Annotated in this window: 17 protein-coding genes; 14 read left to right on the top strand and 3 right to left on the bottom strand. The window is 56.6% G+C overall.

Annotated features, from left to right (window positions below; translation table 11 throughout):
* The first annotated feature begins 2 nt into the window (after window positions 1-2).
* The 14 genes from PHC90_00895 to PHC90_00830 all read left to right on the top strand — a co-directional run bounded on the left by PHC90_00895 (window position 3) and on the right by PHC90_00830 (window position 15,210).
* Window positions 3-1,136 (top strand): 2-hydroxyacyl-CoA dehydratase family protein, encoded by a 1,134-nt coding sequence (locus PHC90_00895; protein ID MDD3844894.1) that lies wholly within the window; start codon window positions 3-5, stop codon window positions 1,134-1,136.
* A complete protein-coding gene (locus PHC90_00890; protein MDD3844893.1) occupies window positions 1,133-2,371 on the top strand; it encodes a 2-hydroxyacyl-CoA dehydratase family protein in 1,239 nt (412 codons plus the stop codon). Before PHC90_00895 ends, PHC90_00890 begins: the two co-directional genes overlap by 4 nt.
* Window positions 2,372-2,513: 142 nt before the next feature.
* Entirely contained in the window at window positions 2,514-3,056 is a 543-nt protein-coding gene (locus PHC90_00885; protein MDD3844892.1) for a cupin domain-containing protein, read from the top strand.
* A gap of 25 nt (window positions 3,057-3,081) precedes the next feature.
* Window positions 3,082-4,572: an aldehyde dehydrogenase family protein gene (locus tag PHC90_00880; protein ID MDD3844891.1), complete on the top strand. Its 1,491-nt coding sequence runs from the start codon at window positions 3,082-3,084 to the stop codon at window positions 4,570-4,572.
* Between the two features lie 108 nt (window positions 4,573-4,680).
* A complete protein-coding gene (locus PHC90_00875) occupies window positions 4,681-5,763 on the top strand; it encodes a TRAP transporter substrate-binding protein (GenBank protein ID MDD3844890.1) in 1,083 nt (360 codons plus the stop codon).
* A gap of 20 nt (window positions 5,764-5,783) precedes the next feature.
* Entirely contained in the window at window positions 5,784-6,275 is a 492-nt protein-coding gene (locus PHC90_00870; GenBank protein MDD3844889.1) for a TRAP transporter small permease, read from the top strand.
* Window positions 6,275-7,585, top strand: coding sequence for a TRAP transporter large permease (locus tag PHC90_00865; protein MDD3844888.1), 1,311 nt, complete (start codon window positions 6,275-6,277; stop codon window positions 7,583-7,585). The genes PHC90_00870 and PHC90_00865 overlap by 1 nt, the downstream gene beginning before the upstream one ends.
* Window positions 7,586-7,647: 62 nt before the next feature.
* Window positions 7,648-8,121 carry a (2Fe-2S)-binding protein gene (locus PHC90_00860; GenBank protein MDD3844887.1) on the top strand — a complete coding sequence of 158 codons (474 nt, stop codon included), beginning with the start codon at window positions 7,648-7,650 and terminating at the stop codon, window positions 8,119-8,121.
* Window positions 8,090-8,926 (top strand): FAD binding domain-containing protein, encoded by an 837-nt coding sequence (locus PHC90_00855; GenBank protein MDD3844886.1) that lies wholly within the window; start codon window positions 8,090-8,092, stop codon window positions 8,924-8,926. Before PHC90_00860 ends, PHC90_00855 begins: the two co-directional genes overlap by 32 nt.
* A gap of 7 nt (window positions 8,927-8,933) precedes the next feature.
* Window positions 8,934-11,087 carry a xanthine dehydrogenase family protein molybdopterin-binding subunit gene (locus tag PHC90_00850; protein MDD3844885.1) on the top strand — a complete coding sequence of 718 codons (2,154 nt, stop codon included), beginning with the start codon at window positions 8,934-8,936 and terminating at the stop codon, window positions 11,085-11,087.
* A gap of 25 nt (window positions 11,088-11,112) precedes the next feature.
* On the top strand, window positions 11,113-12,258 hold the full coding sequence (locus PHC90_00845) for an amidohydrolase family protein (GenBank protein MDD3844884.1): 1,146 nt from the start codon (window positions 11,113-11,115) through the stop codon (window positions 12,256-12,258).
* A 22-nt stretch (window positions 12,259-12,280) separates the two neighbouring features.
* Window positions 12,281-13,807: a 4Fe-4S dicluster domain-containing protein gene (locus PHC90_00840; GenBank protein ID MDD3844883.1), complete on the top strand. Its 1,527-nt coding sequence runs from the start codon at window positions 12,281-12,283 to the stop codon at window positions 13,805-13,807.
* Between the two features lie 4 nt (window positions 13,808-13,811).
* A complete protein-coding gene (locus PHC90_00835) occupies window positions 13,812-14,666 on the top strand; it encodes a hypothetical protein (protein MDD3844882.1) in 855 nt (284 codons plus the stop codon).
* On the top strand, window positions 14,635-15,210 hold the full coding sequence (locus tag PHC90_00830) for an amino acid synthesis family protein (protein MDD3844881.1): 576 nt from the start codon (window positions 14,635-14,637) through the stop codon (window positions 15,208-15,210). The genes PHC90_00835 and PHC90_00830 overlap by 32 nt, the downstream gene beginning before the upstream one ends.
* Window positions 15,211-15,225: 15 nt before the next feature.
* On the opposite strand, the gene PHC90_00825 is transcribed toward PHC90_00830, so the two are convergent.
* The 3 genes from PHC90_00825 to PHC90_00815 are packed head-to-tail and all read right to left on the bottom strand — an operon-like array spanning window position 15,226 to window position 18,517.
* Window positions 15,226-16,059, bottom strand: a complete 834-nt coding sequence (locus tag PHC90_00825; protein MDD3844880.1) for an ABC transporter permease — start codon at window positions 16,057-16,059, stop codon at window positions 15,226-15,228.
* A 33-nt stretch (window positions 16,060-16,092) separates the two neighbouring features.
* Window positions 16,093-17,637 (bottom strand): radical SAM protein, encoded by a 1,545-nt coding sequence (locus PHC90_00820; protein ID MDD3844879.1) that lies wholly within the window; start codon window positions 17,635-17,637, stop codon window positions 16,093-16,095.
* A 19-nt stretch (window positions 17,638-17,656) separates the two neighbouring features.
* The gene (locus tag PHC90_00815; GenBank protein ID MDD3844878.1) at window positions 17,657-18,517 is read right to left on the bottom strand and encodes a hypothetical protein; all 861 of its coding nucleotides are present in this window, start codon (window positions 18,515-18,517) and stop codon (window positions 17,657-17,659) included.
* Window positions 18,518-18,523: the final 6 nt, after the last annotated feature.

The following is an 18,523-nucleotide window of genomic DNA, read 5'->3' as shown; positions in this document are numbered from 1 at the left end:
TTATGTGGGAAAGTCTAAATCTGAAAGATGTTGTTGCACTCGCCAGGGATCCGTATCCTTCCATCCGACAATGGGCTAGAGATACAGGAAAAAAAGTTGTTGGGAGTACCATCGCTGATGTTCCTGAAGAGGTGATCTATGCATTCGATCTCCTTCCTGTGACAATTTTTGGTACTCATAAACCCTTAAAGAAAGCCCCCAGTCATCTTCCGGACAATGCCTGTTCACTGGCTCGGAGCAATCTCGAACTCGCGCTGAGTTACGAGGGCGATCTTTTCAGCGGTTTTGTTCTGCCTCAGGTCTGTGACACGACACAGCACCTTTCCGACATATGGCGGATCAATTTTCCGGATAAGTATGTGGAGAGTTACCTTGCGCCCCGTCAGGCCGACAGGCCCTCCGCCCGCTACTGGGTCAAGGAGGAGATCGAACGCCTCATTGCCTCGCTTAGCGCGTGGACGGGAAAAGCTCTGAGCAACGACGCTCTGAACGCATCCATCGCCATCCACAACGAAAACAAGAGGCTGCTCGCCGCGCTTTACGAGATCAAAAAAGCCAATCCGGGGACGATAACAAACAAACAGTTCTTCGCCATGATGAAGCTCTCCCTGCAGGTCGACAAGGCGGAATTCAACAAGAGCCTGAAAGCGATCAAGGATGGGCTGAAACCGGACAAGGGCAAAGGTTACACGGACGTGATCCTCGTGGGGATCACCTGCGATCCGCCCGAGATATTCGATATCTTCGACGAGCTTAAGCTCAACATCGTCGGTGATACCCTTGTCGATGGCACACGATACCTCCGGGGCGCCCCGTCAGTCAACGGCAACCCCATAGATGCCATGGCGGACAGGCATTTCAATCGGGGATTTTTCTCGCCCATCCACGACGACGTCTACAAGAACTTCGAAGAGGTCAGGAAGCTTTACAAAGAAACCAAGGCGCAGGCGATCATTTACGTCCATATTGAGTTCTGCGAATCCCAGGAATACGATCTGCCGGACCTGAAGAGCCTGATCAAGAAAGAGGGGATCCCGATGCACGTTCTCGATACGGAGTATCAGACCACTTCCCTGTCCCACGTCCTGACAAGAGCTCAGGCATTCTTCGAATCTCTCAAGGGGGGATCATTATGAACGACAAGCTTACATCGAAACAGCTATCAAAAAAGATAACCGACGAATACATGGAAGACGCTTTCCATGCTCACGATAACGGCAAGCTGATCGGCTATACAACGGCGATCTCTCCCGTGGAGATCTTCGTCGCCCACGACATCGTGCCGATCTACCCCGAGAACCACGCCGTCGCAAACCTGACGGCCAAGAAAGGGGTGGAGCTCTGCTCCGTCGTAGAGGGCATGGGTTACACGAACCACCTCTGTGCCTATGCCAGAAGTGACCTTGGCTATCGCAAGACCGGGGTGACTGTGACGAGAGGCATCCCGGACGCGGATCTCTTCCTCGCCTGCAACGCCCAGTGCTTTACCCTGACAAAATGGTTTCAGGTCCTGGCACGCCAGGGGGGTCAGCCCGTTTTTGTTTTCGACACGCCCGAGCACGTCATGAACAAGAAAGCCCGCGAGGAGATCGTCAAATACTGCGTCCTCCAACTCAAGGAACTGATCTCCTTCCTCGAAGAGAAGACGAAGAAAAAATTCGACTACGACCGGCTTAAAGAGGTCATGAAGTACTCCGCCGCATCAAGCATCCTCTACAAGGAATTCCTGGACATGGCCCAGTACAAGCCTTCCCCCATAAGCATCTTCGACGCCCTTATCGGCATGGCCATCGCCGTTTACCGCAGGGGGACACAGGAGTGCGTCGACTACTACCAGACACTCGTCAACGAGATACAGGCGAAGGTGGACCAGGGCATCGGTGTCCTGCCGAAAGATCAGGAGAAATACCGCCTCTACTGGGAAAACCTCCCCGTCTGGTTCAAGTTCAGCGACCACGCCAAGATGCTCGGCTCTTACGGCGGCGTTATCCTCACCTCCCTTTACGTTCACGCCTGGAGCTTCGACTTCGACCTTAACAAGGACCCGCTGGTCACCCTTGCCGAGAACTACGTGAACCGGTTCTCCAACTCCACCATTGAGGACAGGGCAGACATGGCAACGGACCTCTTCAAGAAATACTCCATGAACGGCATGATCATGTTCATGAACAGGAGCTGCAAGGCCGTATCCTTCGCAGTACCGACGCTGAAGGACATCCTCACGAAGAGAACCGGCATCCCCGCCCTCGTCTTCGAGAGCGACATGGGCGATCAGCGTTTCTATGCCGAGTCCCAGGTGCGCACCAGGATCGAGGCATATTTCGAAACCCTTGACCGTCTGGGCCTGGCACAGAAGACGGCTGCGGCTTAACCAACCCAATCTCGGCAACCTATCGACCCCGGGCAGGTTTCTGTCCGGGGTCTTCATTATTCCCCCAAAATAATACTTGACAAAAGTAAATCACATTTAATAAAATAAATTTTATTTAATTATCCCTTCCGCGAGTGTGCAGATGGATATCGGAAAAAAGATCAGAGAATTCAGAGACACAAAGAACCTCAACATCAAGCAGCTCGCCGAACTCGTGGAATGCACCCCTTCCCTGATATCACAACTGGAACGCGGCAAGGCGGACCCCTCCATATCCATGCTCAAGAGGATCGCCGAGGCGCTCAATGTGAACATCGTCGACTTTTTCATGAAGAGCACTAATAACGAAGACGTCGTGATGCGGAAGGACGCGCGCATCGTCATTCAATTGAACAGATGGGACGCAAGGATACAGTCCCTTGTAAAGAATACGGGCAACAAGAAAATGCAGCCTTTCTTTACCGTCATTAAACCCGGCGGTGGTTCCCACGGAATGTATTCCCATGAAGGAGAAGAGTTCGGCTATGTGGTCCAGGGAGAAATGGACCTCATGCTCAGCAACAAACTACACAAGATCCATAAGGGCGAAAGCTTTTATTTTTCATCCACCACCCCCCATGACTGGGGGAACAGCGGAAAAGAAGACGTGATCGTGATATGGGTCATAACACCGCCCACATTTTAGGCGTCAATCTTGTAAGGAGGAACCAATGGCAGTGCTTAAGGAAGTGAACAAACACTACGGCAAACTGGACCTGCACATAAATGGAAAATGGGTCAAACCGAAGACAGGCAAGTATTTCGACACCACCAATCCCGCGACGGGCAAGGTTATCGCGCAGGCCCCCGTGGCGGGGCCCGAAGACGTGGAAAAAGCCATTGCCGCGGCCCATACCGCATTTGGGAAATGGAAGAACGTCCCCTTCAGGGACAGGGCAAAGCTCATATTCAATTTGAGAGACACCTTCATGAGACACCACGAGGAACTGGCCAGGATCCTCGTCCAGGACCACGGGTGCACCATAGGCGACGGCAGGGGAACCATCTCGAGGTGCATCGAGAACATTGAGGCGGCGGGCAGTTCAATGTACGGGTTCTATAAGGGCGAACATGTCGAGCAGCTCGCCAACGGGATAGACTGCTACCTCATCCACGAACCTGTCGGCGTTTTCCTCATCATCACCCCCGGCAACATTCCCATGCACGCCTGGTCGTCATTCGTCCCCTATGCGCTCGCCTGCGGCTGCACGGTCATCGTCAAGCCGAGCCGCCAGTGCCCGGTGTCGGCGGACGCGATGTCGAAAATGATCGATGAGGCGGGATTCCCTCCCGGTGTCGTCAATCTTCTCCACATGGGACCGGAAAGGGAACTGAACAAGGTCATCCTTTCGGACCCCAGAGTCCGGGGGGTAGGCCTCATCGGTTCGACGAGGGTAAGCAAGGAACTCTTCGAGATATGCGGCAAATACGGCAAACGCTCGTCACTCAACGGCAACGGCAAGAACACCATCGTCATCATGCCAGACGGCGATCTCGACCAGTCGGTCAACTACATTCTCAGGGGTTGCTTCGGCATGAGCGGTCAGCGCTGCCTCGGCTCCGACAACGTGGTTGTTCTTGGCGACAACAAGATCTATAAGACCTTGAAAGACAAATTGATCGCGGCCTCGAAGGTCATGAAGATGGGCTACGGCCTCGATGAGAGCGTGGAACTCGGGCCCATGACAACATCAAACGGCAAAGAGCAGGTGATCAGTTTTATCGAGTCAGGCCTGAAATCCGGCGCGAAGCTTCTTCTCGACGGCCGCAAGACAAGGATAAAAGACTACGAGGAAGGGTACTTCCTCGGCCCCAACATCTTCGAAAATGTCAGCCCCGATATGCATATAGCCCGGGAAGAGGCCTTCGGACCTTTGTGCAATTTAATCAGGATGGATGACCTTGATGAGACTATCCGCTTCATAAACTCTACGAACTATGGCCACAGCGCATGCATAGTCACGGAGAGCGGGAAGGCGGCACGGAAGTTTATCAGGGAATGCGACGTGGGCAATGTGGGCATCAATGCCGGCATTCCCCAGCCCTATGCCTTCTTCGGCCTCGGGTCCAAGAAGGACTCCTTCTTCGGCAACTCCAAATCGAGGATGGATTCGGTAAAGATGTTCCTTGACGAGAAGACAGTAACCTTAAGATGGGTTTAATCTCCACGGGTCAGGCATCCGGGAGCAAGGCTATCGGTATGTTGCAGGAATTAAGGAAGGATTCATCACGAGCCATTAGGATAACAAAACCTAAAAGGAGGAGGTCCCATGTGCGAAGAGTGTAAGAAGATTACAAGGAGAACTTTTCTGAAGGGCGCGGCGGTGGTAGGGGCCGCGGCAGGGATGGGTGTGTTTGACAGTACGCTTCTGCATGCGCAGAACACCAACCTCAAGTTCAGCACCTGGCATCCCCCGGTAAGCCGGGAGGTCAGGACCGTATGGACACCGATGATGGAAGAGATTAAAAAGAGAAGCGGCGGGAAACTGCCCTACACCATGTACGCCGGCTCGGCCCTCGGCAAGGGACCCGAGCATTTCGACATCGTGGCGAAGGGGCTCTCGGACATGGGCTATTTCACGGCCACATGGACACCGGGGCGCTTTCCCCTGACGGACGTCCTCTCCCTCGCCGTATGGGTGGACGGCAAGGACACCGCCGCCGACATCGGCAACGCGGTCTACAAAAGGGCATTGAAGGACGAGTTCAAAAACGTAAAGGTCCTCGAGCTCAACGGCTGCATCCAGTCCTTCATCTGGACGAAGAAACCCATCTCCAAGCTGGCCGATCTCAAAGGCGTAAAACTGAGATCTCCCGGCGGACACCAGACAAACTACATCAAGTCCCTGGGCGCGGAACCGGTCTTCATGCCTCTCGGCGACGTCTACATGGCGATGGAGACGGGGACCGTCGACGGCATCGTCACCTGTGCACCTCTGGTCCTTGCGTTCAAGCTCGGTGAAGTTGCAAAGTACGGCACCGAGCTCACATTCGGGTGCGTCTCCGAAGGCACCGTCATGAACATGAAGTCATGGAACAAGCTGCCGGCCGACCAGAAGAAGATCGTCGAAGACGTCTGCACGAACCCCTTCAAGGTTACGGGCGGGCTCGGCAAAGAAGATTACAAGAAGATCATGGGCGACATCCAGAAGACCGGCGTCAAGATGATCGACCTCCCCAAGGCCGAAGCGGAACAGTGGTACAAGAGGTTCCAGGACGTGACGCGCAAATGGGTCTCGGACATGGAAGCGAAAAAGCTGAATGCCAGGAAGGTCGTCGCAATAATGAACGAAGAGTGCGAGAACAGGAACGTCAAGCTTGTTTCCTGTCCGCCTGAGTTTAAAAAGGTCTGAAAAAGAGGGCCAAAAAAGCCATGAAAGCGCTGGAAGGTTTTCAAAAAGGGGTGCACAAGGTAACGTACGCGGTTTGTGCCGCTGGCATGTTCCTTGCCATTCCCCTCATGCTGATCACCACTTTTGACGTGCTCGGGAGGGCCATCTTCAACAAGCCCCTCCCGGGCACCCTTGAACTCTCGGAATACATGCTGGCCATCATCATCCTGCTGGGTGCCGCGTACACCCAGCAGGTCAAGGGCCATGTTGCGGTTGATTTCCTTACGTCCAGATTTCCGCCGAAAGGCCAGACGATATGCAATATCATAACGAATATTGCCTCCCTCGCGATCATTACCATCATGACAATATATGGCTATATCGAGGGGATCAATGAAACAACCGTGACCGACCAGCTCAGGGTACCCATGTGGCCCTTCAAGACCCTTGTAGCCGTGGGCGGGCTCATGCTATGGATGGAGCTTCTCACCGACCTCATAACATCCGTCGCGAGCCTGGTAAGGAGGCAATAATGGACCCTGTTACTATTGGATTATTGGGCTGCCTGCTCCTGTTCGTCCTGCTCTTTCTCGGTATGCCCATCGCCTTCGTAATGATGTTCGTGGGTTTTGTCGGTTTATGGTCGCTCTCTTCCCTTGGTGCGGCCCTGCCCAAGGTGGCGGAGACTGTCTGGGGTGTTGCGGCAAATTATCCCTACACCATCATCCCGCTCTTTATCCTTATGGGAAGCTTCGCGGGTTCAGGGGGCATAACAAAAGAGCTCTACAATACATTTGACAAGTGGGCCCGCAGGCTGCCCGGCGGACTCGGGATCGCGACCATCGCCGCCTGTGCCGCCTTCGGTGCGGTGAGCGGGTCTTCCGTTGCCGCCGCCGCCGCCATGGGGAATGTGGCCCTGCCTGAAATGCGCAGGTTCGGGTATGACCCCAAGCTTGGCTGCGGGGTTATAGCGGCCGGTGGAACGCTGAGTTTTCTCATACCGCCGAGCCTCGGATTCGTCGTCTACGGCATGCTCACCGAACAGTCCATCGGGAAGCTCCTCATCTCGGGGATCCTGCCGGGGGTAGTCATGTCCGCTGCATTCGTCGCCTGCGTTATAGTTCTGGTGGGCATAAACCCCGCACTCGCTCCGCGCAGTACAGACAAAGTGACCTTCAGGGAAAAGCTTGTTGCCCTCAAGGGTGTGTGGGAAGTGCTGCTTGTCTTCTGTATCGTCATGGGCGGCATATACCTTGGCTTCATCAACCCCACGGAGGCGGGCGCGATCGGCGCCACGTCGCTCTTCGTCATTGTGCTCCTCAAGAGAAAGCTCACCAGGGCAAACCTTTTCAGTGCCCTTCTTGAGATGGCGAGGATCTCGATCATGGTGCTTTTCCTCGTTGCCGGGGCCACCCTCTTCAGCTATTTCCTTGCCCTGTCGACGATACCCACGGTTGTCTCCACCTGGATCGCGGGGCTCGGGGTCTCCAAGTACGTCATCCTCCTGATCATTATCGTCATATACTTCGTCCTCGGGTGCTTTCTCGATTCCGTCTCAATGATGGTCCTCACCCTGCCGGTCATTTTCCCTGTGATCGTTACTATCGGGTTCGATCCCATATGGTTCGGCGTCCTGTTGGTGCTCATGATGGAGGCCGGGCTCATAACGCCGCCGGTGGGGCTCAACATTTACACCATTGCGGGCATCGCGAAGGACGTGCCCATGTCGGACATCTTCAAGGGGGCACTGCCTTTCCTTCTGTCCGTCATAGCCACCGCGATCATTCTCACTATTTTTCCGCAGATAGTCACCTATCTGCCGGGCCTCATGGGAGGCAGATGATGGATACTGTCCCGTCAGAAAGTTCGCATTATGAAAATATGGATGAATAACCGGGAAATGAAATGAAGACGATAAGCTTCGTGCTCAATGAAAAGAAGACCATCATCGAGGTCGATGACAACGAGACCCTCCTCAATGCCCTCAGGGAAAGGCTCGGCATTACGAGCGTGAAAGAGGGCTGCGGTATAGGGGAATGCGGGACGTGCACGGTGCTCGTTGACAACGAACCTCATTACTCGTGCCTGACCCTGGCGTCGAAGGCAGACGGCCGCGATATCAAGACCGTGGAATTCCTTTCCGCGTCGGGGGCGCTTCACCCCCTCCAGGAGGCCTTCATCAGATCGGGCGCCGTTCAGTGCGGATACTGCACGCCGGGGATGCTCCTGTGCGCCTACAGTCTGCTCCTCAAGAACGCGGACCCCGACACCCATGACATCAAAGAGGCCATCAGCGGCAATCTTTGTCGCTGTACCGGGTATATACAGATCGAAGAGGCCATCAAGAATGCTGCCGAAATTTGCAAGTGTAGTCGCTAGAACAAAGGACGAGGTCCTTTCCTGGCTGTCCTCCCTGGAAAACCCGAGGATCCTTGCCGGGGGAACAGACCTCATGGTCAAGATGAGGGCCGGGCAGGAATGCAGCCACATCATCGACGTGGCCGGCGTCCCGGAACTTCTCGGGCTGACCGAGAAAGAGGGAAAGATCGCGATAGGATCGGCGATGACGCACGCGAGACTCAGCACCGAAGACTCCCTGATCCGAAATGCCCGGAGCCTTGCCCTCGCATGCGGGCTCGTCGGTTCGCCGCAGATACGCAACATGGGCACCATCGGGGGCAATCTTGCGAATGCGTCCCCGGCCGCCGATTCCATACCTCCCATGCTCATACACGATGCCGTTCTCATCCTGGAATCAAGGGACACGCAGCGGAAGGTCCCCCTTGAAGAGGCCATCGTTGCCCCCTACATGACTTCGATGGACAGGAAGGAATTGCTTAGCTCCGTGGAGATAACCCCCCTTCGCGGATACCGGGAGGGCTACCGCAGGGTGGCGAAAAGGGCGACCTGGGCGATCTCACGCCTTGGCGTTGCCTTCGCCATCAGGGAAGAGGAAGGCAGATTCCTGGATGTGAAACTGGCCATCGGGTCCTGCACGCCCATGCCCTTCAGGCCGAAAAAGGTGGAAGACATCCTTCGGGGCGCCGTCAGGAACGAGACCATCATATCCGAAGCGATAAGAATGGCCCTTGAGGAGATCAAGTTCATCTCGGGGATCAGGCCCTCGTTTGCCTACAAGCTCCCCGTCCTGAAGGGTATTCTCGAAGAAGTGCTCAGAGGTTGACCTAACTATGTTCATTGGACAGGATATAACACGTGTTGATGCCCTCGACAAGGTCCTGGGAACAGCAGCCTTCGCCCACGACCTCAAGAAGAACAATATGCTCTTTGCCTGCGTGGTCCGCAGCTCGCGGCCCCACGCGGTTATAAAGAAGATCGACCTTTCCGCCGCCCTCGCTCTCGAGGGAGTCGTAAAGGTCCTTTCGCACAAGGACATACCCGGCGAGAACCTCTTCGGAGCGATCAAGAAAGATCAGCCCTTCCTCGCCGAGGGGCGCGTCCGGTACAGGGGAGAGGCCATCCTTGTCGTCCTTGGCATAACCGAGGAGATAGCACGCAAGGCATCGCACCTTGTGAAGATCGAATACGAAAACCTTGAAAATATCTCGGATCCCTTTCTTTCCGCACAGTCCCCCGTCCTCATCCACGACGGGGGAAACCTCCTCAGCCATCGCATGGTCATAAAGGGCGATGTGGAGAAGGGTTTTGAAGGGTCCGACGTTGTTGTCGAGAATACCTTCAGCACGACATGGATCGATCACGCCTACATGGAGACCGAGGCAGGGATAGGATATACAGACGATACAGGAAGGATCGTGGTCGCCTCCTCCACTCAGAATATCCATTACAAGATGAAGGAGATATCGAGGCTGCTCGCCATCCCCACGGAGAAGGTACGGGTCGTCCAGACGACCACCGGGGGCGGTTTCGGCGGCAAACTCGACGTCACCGTGGAAGGCTTCATCGCGCTTTGTGTCTACCATACGAAAAGGCCCGTTGTGATGAGGTACACCAGGGAGGAAAGCTTCCTTGCGCAGACAAAGAGGCACCCGCTTCACATCGAATACAAAACGGGAGCCAGGAAGGACGGGAGCCTTACCGCCGTCGAGGTGAGCATAATCGGCGACACGGGGCCCTACATCTCCTACGGTGAGACGGTCTGTCTGAGGGCGGCCGTACATGCCACCGGCCCCTATGAGGTTCCCAACGTCCTTGTGAACTCAAGGATGTTCTATACCAATAATCCCATATCGGGCGCCATGAGGGGTTTCGGCGTGCCCCAACTCGCCCTTGCCCACGAATCTCAGCTTGACGAGATCGCGGAGCTCATCAACATGGACCCCCTCGACATACGGATGAAGAACGCCCTGAAAAGGGGCTCTCTTACCGCCACCTCGCAGGTCTTGAGCCACAGCGCGGGTCTGCTTGAAACCCTCAAGGGGGTCGAGCCCTTCTGGAGAGAGAGACGCAAACAGGCCGCCGGCAGCGGCTTCGGCCTGGGATGCATGTATTACGGTATTGGAAACACGGGTATCTCGAACCCGTCAAGCTGCTATCTCACCCTGACCCCTGAAGGCAGGGTGGAGATGCATTCCGGGGTCTGCGAGATCGGCCAGGGGTCGGACACGGTCCTCTTGCAGATACTCTGCGACGCCCTTGGCATGGAAGAGATGGGTATCGACCTCGTACGAGGGGACACGGACACGTCATTCGACGCAGGTTCCACCTCGGCAAGCAGGCAGACCTACATATCGGGAATGGCCGTCTGTGATGCAGCTCAGAAGATGAAAAAATACCTCGAAAAGGAAGGCTACTACAGCGGCAGGCCGCTCAAGGACATCTGCCGCGATGCCCAGGATAAGGCCATCCCTGCATTTGAAGGCCATTTCGACCCGCCCACGACAGCGCCGGATAGCAAGACATCCCAGGGCGCCCCCTATGCCACGTATGCATTTGCCACCCACATGACGGAGATCGATGTCGACCGGGTGACGGGCGTATGCAAAGTGATCAAGGTGCACGCGGCCCATGACGTGGGAAGGGCTATCAATGTGAGTAACGTAAAGGGCCAGATCTACGGCGGCGTGGCCATGGGGGTGGGTCTCGCGCTTATGGAGGAGTTCGTGCCGGGAAAGAGCGAGTCCTTCGATAACTACTACATCCCCACATCCATGGATATGCCCGACGTCGAGGCGATAATCGTTGAGGACCGCGAACCCACGGGCCCCTTCGGAGCCAAAGGGGTCGGCGAACCGGCGCTCATCCCCCAGGCCGCAAGTATTGTGAACGCAATAAAGGATGCGACGGGAGTGCGAATGTACAGATTACCCTGTGACATAGAGCGACTTAAATTGGCTCTGGAGGAACAGGACAGAAAAAAATGATGAACCGAGTGAAAGGAGGACGCGTATGAGCACGCTTACTATCAGGAACATTGGGGCTGTCTTTACGGGAGATATTGAAAGTCCCGTCGTCAGCGGTCCCGTTTCCATCCTTATCGAGGACGGGAAGATCAAGGCGATCGAAGGCGGTGAGCTGAAAGCAGACAAGACGGTCGATGCCAACGGCATGACGGTCTGCCCCGGATTTATCGATTCCCATGTCCACCCTGTATTCGGCGATTTCACCCCTCGTCAGAACCAGCTCGGTTTTATCGAAAGCAGCCTGCACGGCGGCGTGACATCGATGATCTCCGCAGGCGAGGTCCACTTGCCCGGCAGACCCACAGATCCCAAGGGAACCAAGGCCCTGGCTCTTCTCGCCCAGAGGTCCTTCGCCAGGCTGAAACCTGCGGGCGTGAAGGTCTACGGGGGCGGCCTGATACTCGAAAAGGGTCTTGTTGAAGCCGATTTCAAGGAGCTTGCCGAAGACGGCGTCTGGCTTGTCGGCGAGATCGGCCTCGGGAGCATAAAGGCGGCCGATGAGGCAAGGCAGATGGTCGACTGGGCAAAGAAATATGGTATGAAGGTCCTCATGCACGTGGGCGGCACATCTGTTCCGGGAAGCTCCACGGTGACCTGCGATGATGTCCTCGTGGCTCAGCCCACGGTAGCCTGCCATTTGAACGGGGGACCCACCAGCATCCCCGTACCCGAGATAAAGCGGGTCATTGAAAAGACGGAATGCGCCATAGAGGTGGTGCACTGCGGCAACCCGTTGTCGGCTCTTGAGATCGGCAGGTTCATGAAGGAGAAAGGGATATTGAAAAGACTGATCATCGGCAACGACGCCCCTTCAGGAACAGGGGTCATACCTCTCGGGATATGGCGGATGGTCAATTTCATGTCGGCCCTGTGCGACATCCCGGCTGAAACAGCGGTCTGCTTTGCCACGGGCAACACAAAGGGCGTCTTCGGGCTCTCCCACGGCATCCTGCAGCCCGGCTTCGACGGGGACCTGCAGATAATCGATGCGCCCATGGGTTCAGCCGGCAAGGATGCGAAGGCGGCCATAGAACTGGGCGACATACCCGGCGTTGCGATGGTGATCATCGACGGAGTGGTGAAGGCACAGGTCAGCAGGAACACTCCGCCGTCCGTCAGAAAAACCTTGTAGAGGGTCAACCCGGGGGTTTCAGATGAAGATCGATATCGATAAATGCAAAGGTTGCGGGCTCTGCGAAGAGGTGTGTCCCCTCAGCCTGATAACCCTGAAGGACAGAAAGGCGCGGATCGGTGCCGGTTGCGTCGAGTGCAAGACCTGCCTGAAGGTATGCCCCGAGGGCGCGTTGATCCCTGAAACATCCGCCGATCAGCCCATGTGCACCTCATGCCCCATCATGTGCAGGATCCCCGAGGGCGCCCATGGCGCCTGCATGAGATATTTCAACGAAAAAGGGGAGATCATCCGACACGGCCGGGTCCACTCCTATGAAGAGGTGGTGGACCTGGTGCGCGAAGGGACCGGCGCCGGGCCCATCGGCACACCGCTCATCACCGGGATCGGCTCGGGCACCACGTACCCCGATTTCAGGCCCTCCCCTTTCATCGTCAGCGGCGTGAAGGACGGCATCGACATCGTCACAGTCGTCACCGAGGCCCCCTTGAGCTACAGCGGCGTGAAGCTGAAGGTCGATACCGATCTCCACGTGGGAGAGGAAGGCAAGAAGATCTACGTCCGCAGAAAGGGCAAACGCCACGTCGGTCACCTGTGCACCGAGGAGTATGGATCAAAGATACTCTCCCTCGGCGGCGTGAACATCCTCACCTCGAAGGATGGGCTCTTCGCTGCAAAGGTCCTCCACGAGTTTCTTCAGGGCAAGAAAATAAAGGTCGAGGTCGAGGACGGGACGAAGCTGGAGCTTGCCCTCGGCAAGGAGCCCGAGATCGGCGGCGTCGTGGAAGAACGGATGCGTGTCGGCTGCGGAAGCGCAACAACGGGGCTCTTCGCACCTTACATGTTCGAGGCCGCCGACGAGGTGATCGTCCTCGATGGCCACATCACGGGCCTTTTCAGCGAGCATCCGTCGGGAAGATATCTCAACAAACCCCGTTCCCCCATACAACTGAGGGGACAAAAAAGCACCGAGGGACGATACTTTCTCAATAAGGGCAGCGGCTGGGGAGGAACGGACATAGTGAACCCCCTGGACGCCGTAGCGGACATCGACAAAGACAGGTGCTTTGACGGCATGACGCTCCTCATCACGGAGACGACAGGAAGAAAATCCGCATTCTACCGCTGGAAAAAGGACAGGTTCGTCGAGGATGCGCAGACTCCGGAGGCCGCCAGATTTCTGGACGTCCTCAAGGATTCCTGTGAGCTGTCGCGCGTGAGCGCGGTATTCGCGGCAGGCGTCGGCGGCTCGGCGCGCGCCGGCGTGACGAAGAACCCCATCAGGTTGACGCGGGCGGTCCACGAGGGCAAGGTATCCGTCACCGTCGGCGGCGCGAGGCCCTTCATATTCCCCGGGGGAGGCATAAATTTCCTCGTCGATGTGGAGAAGATAAAGCACGGCAGCATCTACCTTTCACCGACCCCTTCGTTCATACTGCCCGTGGAATATACCATGACACTCGACACCTTCAAGGAGATCGGGGGTCATATCGAAGCGGTCCGGCCGGTAAAAGAGGCGCTCACGAAGAAAGACGGGGGTCGCCAGTAAGGTCATGTACGTCGAGGTCGGTCCCGCCAGCCTTGTGATAACGGGCGAAAAGCGCGGCGTGCCTTTTCTTTTCCTTCGGGAAGAAATAGAAGAATTGGTCCGGAGCATTCTCAGAGATATACGGGAATGCCTGCCGATCTTGAGACAAAAAGCATACAGAATCAAAAATGTATCCCATCTGCCTGAGGTGGCAAAACGAATGACCGAAGCCGTGAAGCTCGTAGATGAGAACAATCTGACACCAATGGCGGCTGTTGCCGGCGCGGTTGCGGATATGGTCAAGGAACATTTCGCGATGCAAGACCTTGATCTCCTGACCGTGAACAATGGCGGAGATCTGTCTCTTTTCAACAAAACCGGACGACCCCTGCGAGTCGGCATCGGCAATATTATCAGCGGAAAACCAACCCCCTATGTCATGATACTGGACGGCGTACATGATCTCGGAATGGCAACGAGCGGCTTCGGCGGCAGGAGCCTGACCCTCGGCCTGGCCGACACCGTGACCGCCGTGGCGAAAACGGCGGTACTTGCCGATGCCGCGGCGACGCACATCTGCAACCGTACCAATGTCGAGACCGATCTGGCCGTACGGGAAAAGGCGCGCCTTATCGATCCCGGGACGGACATACCGGAGGAAGACGTGACCGTGGCCGTCGGCTCCCTGAGCCCTGAGCTTGTAGCCCGTGCTCTCGGATGCGGTCTCACCGCGGCTAACGCCCTGAGGGAACGCACAATTATAGAATACGCAGCCATAGCGCTGAAGGAAGGTATCGCTACGACCGTCAATGGCAACAAAACTAAATCTATAACCCTGGAGGTGCAGGATGGAAATCAGGAAGATCATTACCATTGTTGAGGACATGCTGGCTGACGGAGAAAAGAAGGCCGCGAAGCCGATCAGGAAGGCCGCCTGTATCGCCGTTATCAAGAACCCCTATGCGGGGACATTTCAGGATGACCTGACGCCCCTCATCGATTTCAGCGACGAGATAGGCAAGGTGATATCAGAGCGGGCCGTCGAGGCCCTCGGCCCGGATAGAAAGCCCGAGAGCTACGGGAAGGCCGCCATCGTGGGAGAAAAGGGCGAGCTGGAACACGCAGCTGCGCTCCTCCACCCCAAGCTCGGCACCCCGCTGCGCAACGCCGTCGGCGGAGGCAAATCGATCATCCCCTCTGCCAAAAAAATGGGCAAGATGGGCGACACGATAGACATCCCTCTTCATTTCAAGGATGCGGCCTTCGTCAGGTCCCATTTCGACGCGATGACCGTTTCCGTGAGTGACTCGCCAAGGTCCGATGAGATCCTGCTGGCCGTAGCCGTAGCCGACGGCGGCAGACCCCATGCCCGCATAGGCGGCCTCAAGAAAGACGAGGCAAAGTGCGAGGACGGACTGAGGTAAAGACCGTTTCACGTCTCAGGCCCCTTTCCTCCTTGGGTCAAAGACGTCCCTCAGGCCCTCGCCCAGGAGGTTGTACCCCATGACAGTGAGAAATATGGCAAGGCCGGGATAGACGGAGAGCCACCATGCGACCTCTATGTTGTCCTTGGCCTGGGTGAGGATGTTGCCCCAGCTTGGCGTGGGAGGCTGGACACCTATGCCGAGGAAAGAGAGCGCCGATTCCGTCAGAATGGCCCCGCCGATGCCGAGGGTGGCCACCACATAGACGGGGGTCACAGCGTTGGGCAAAACATGGCGGAAGATGATCCGCAGGGAATTGAAACCCTGTGCCTTTGCCGCCATGACGTATTCCTTGCTCCTGATGCTCAATATCTCCGCCCGTACAAGCCGCGCTGTGCCCATCCAGCTCGTAAGGCCTATGACGATCATGATGTTCCAGATGCTCGGCTCCAGGATGGCGATGACGGCAAGGATGAGGAAGAACGTCGGAAAACACATCATGAGGTCAACAAAGCGCATGATCCCTTCATCGACCATCCCTCCGAAGTAACCCGATATTGCGCCCAGGATCAGCCCGATGAGAATGGCTATGCCGACGGAAACGAATCCCACGAGGAGAGATATCCGCGTCCCGTAAAGCACCCGCGAGAGGACATCCCTCCCCAGTGTGTCCGTACCGAAGGGATGGGAGAAGCTGGGTGACGAAAGGATGTTCTTGATATCCGGCTCGAGGGGGTCATGGGGAGCGATGAGGGGCGCAAAGATCGCGCAGAAGAACATGGGTATAAGGATAATGAGCCCGACGAGTGCCAGGTGGTGACGCATTGTCCGCTTGAGGATGTTTTTCATGTCACCTCATATTAATAGCCGCAGATGCTAAAATCAACAAAAAGTGTCGGCGAACAATGGTGCGTGGTTTGATGTGAAGTAAGGCGGCTGCCGTTTTATGATCTCCCTTATTGCCGGATGCCGCGTGAATTCCCTGTCGAGGAAACGCCTCACCTTTTTGCGGTCCCATCCCCTGGGATGGACAAAGTCCGTGTAGAACGAGAGATCCCCGCCGTAGAACGGCTTCGCGTCGAGACCGGAGGCATCGGGGCTTCCGTGGGGAAGGTTGAAGACGGCGAGGTTCAGAAAACCGATGAACTCATGGTGCTCCACGACAAAATCCATCGTCTTCCGCGCGGCGTCCTCATCCTCCCCGGGCGTCCCGAACAGGAGGTAGACGTAGGTGCAGATGCCCGCCGCTGAAAGCGCCTTCAGGGCCTTCGAAACGTCGGCGACCGTGATACCCTTTTGCATGCCGTCGAGGACATCCTGATCGCCCGATTCGACGCCAAGCTTGAGCATGACGCAGCCGGAACGTTTCAAGCCGGCACAGAACCCCTTTTCCGTCAGTTCATCGGTCACCCGGGCAAAACCGTACCAGGGGACACCTGGCGGTTCATTTGCAACCGCCCTGAGGACGGAAGGGCTCACCGCGTTATCGACGATGTGCACCAGGGAGGGGCGATATTTCGCTGCGAGCCGCGCAATCCCGGCCGCGGCTTCTGCCGGCCCGAGCTGTACGTACCTGTTGCCCTCGGCCGTCTCCGGGCAAAAACTGCATTTGCCCCAGTAGCACCCCGTCGACGTACTGTAGGGCATGATCAAACCCGGCGACAGGTAGTCGTTCATGGGAAACACATCGTATACATAGGACGAGGATATCTTTCTGCCCCCCGCCCCTGGCGGCGACCCGAGAAGCCCGAGGAGGAAATCCTCTCCGGGGCCCTTCACAACACGATCGACAAGCCCGACGAAACAATTTTCCCATGCCGGTGCGCTCATCCATGATGTCACCAGCCCTCCGCCGAGGATTATCTTCACCTCCGGGAACTCATCTCTCACAAAACCCATCATCGCAAAAGCGGCAAGCGCCTGACTGAGGTATGTGAGCGAGAATCCGGCAAACCTCCCCTTATCGCCCTCGAATTCCTCCCGGAGACGCCCCGAGAAATGACCGTAGAAGGGACTCTCCTCAGGATGACGCGCGGCTTCCATGAGGTCCTCGCTTCTGAGCGGCTTCAGGCGCCTGTCCTCGTAATCGGAAAAACTGAGCCTCGTGCCTTCGGCTGCGCCGGAGGAAAATAGCCGGTTGACGTCGTTGACACACCTTTTGTAGCGGTCGAAATTGCGGTACGTTCTCTCGTCCCGGAGGGCGTCCAGGTTTCGCGAGAGGTTCCGTGCGGCCCTCAGCGACCATGTGTCGCCAGCGGGACCCGCCCTGGCCAGAAGCCAGAGCATCCCTTCGATGTTCATGTCAAGGACCCTGCACCGGTGGCCCGCTTCAACGAGGGCACCGGCCAGCCTGGCCAGGCCCGCGGGAGGTTCACAGGGTTTCGCTACCGGGGGATTGATAAGGATCACGTTCTTCCTGTCAGGCAAGATGGAGCGGCATCGTCACCTACCTGATACTGTCCTCCATCTTCTTCAGATATTCGTTGTCGGGAAATTCGGTCTTGAGGGCGTTGACCTCCGCTCGCGCGAGGTCATTCAGGTTGTTGTCGACAAGAAAGAACACGTAGGAGAGCCTGAAGGAAAGGTCCTCTTTGCGATCCTTGAAAGCGGCTATCTTCTGGTCGAGTTCCCGTGCCTGTGCCTGTGACGGCAGGGAAAAAACACCTCCCGAGACATTGTTCACCTTGCCGGAATCCACGATCCAGCGGTATTCATTGCCGTAGGCCAGCACCTTGTCGGGAACCCTGAGCAAACTGCCCTCGCTCTCGGCGCTGAAAAGAACGGTGGCGCCGGAGATGATCTTTACGGTCACCTTCTTGTCGCCGGGACATCTGTTCTCCCAGACAAGCGTCGGGGCCGGATCGATTATGGTGGTACTCACCGGCGACAGGGCCTTGATGCATGGCCGAACACTGCGCACGACAAAACCGCCCATGGATCCAGCGGATGTCTTCCCCGGGGCGTAAAGACCCTTCAGCTCGGAGACCTTTCCCCTGACAGCCACAACCTTGCCCAGTTTCGCCATCCCTTCAGAGTTGTCGCAGATCTCATAGCCCTTGCTTTCCTTGAGGGATGCAACGACCACCCTGCCCTTTTCCACCTTTATCCTGTCACCTTCCTTGACGGCATAGAGGATATGCTCGCTCCGCTTGAGGGTGATGGTCTTTCCCTCGGAATCCCTGAGCTGTGCATTTCCCTGGATGTCGAAGATATACCCGGCCTGCCCGGCGGCGCCGGCCGGGCAGGCTGTGAGGACAACAGCGGCCCCGCAAAGGATGAAAAGAAGGGCCATACATATCTTTCTCATATCATT

The organism is Syntrophorhabdaceae bacterium, assembly GCA_028698615.1.
GTDB lineage: Bacteria > Desulfobacterota > Syntrophorhabdia > Syntrophorhabdales > Syntrophorhabdaceae > Delta-02.
The sequence above is the reverse complement of the archived record's forward strand: the minus strand, read 5'-3'. Positions and strand labels throughout refer to the sequence as shown.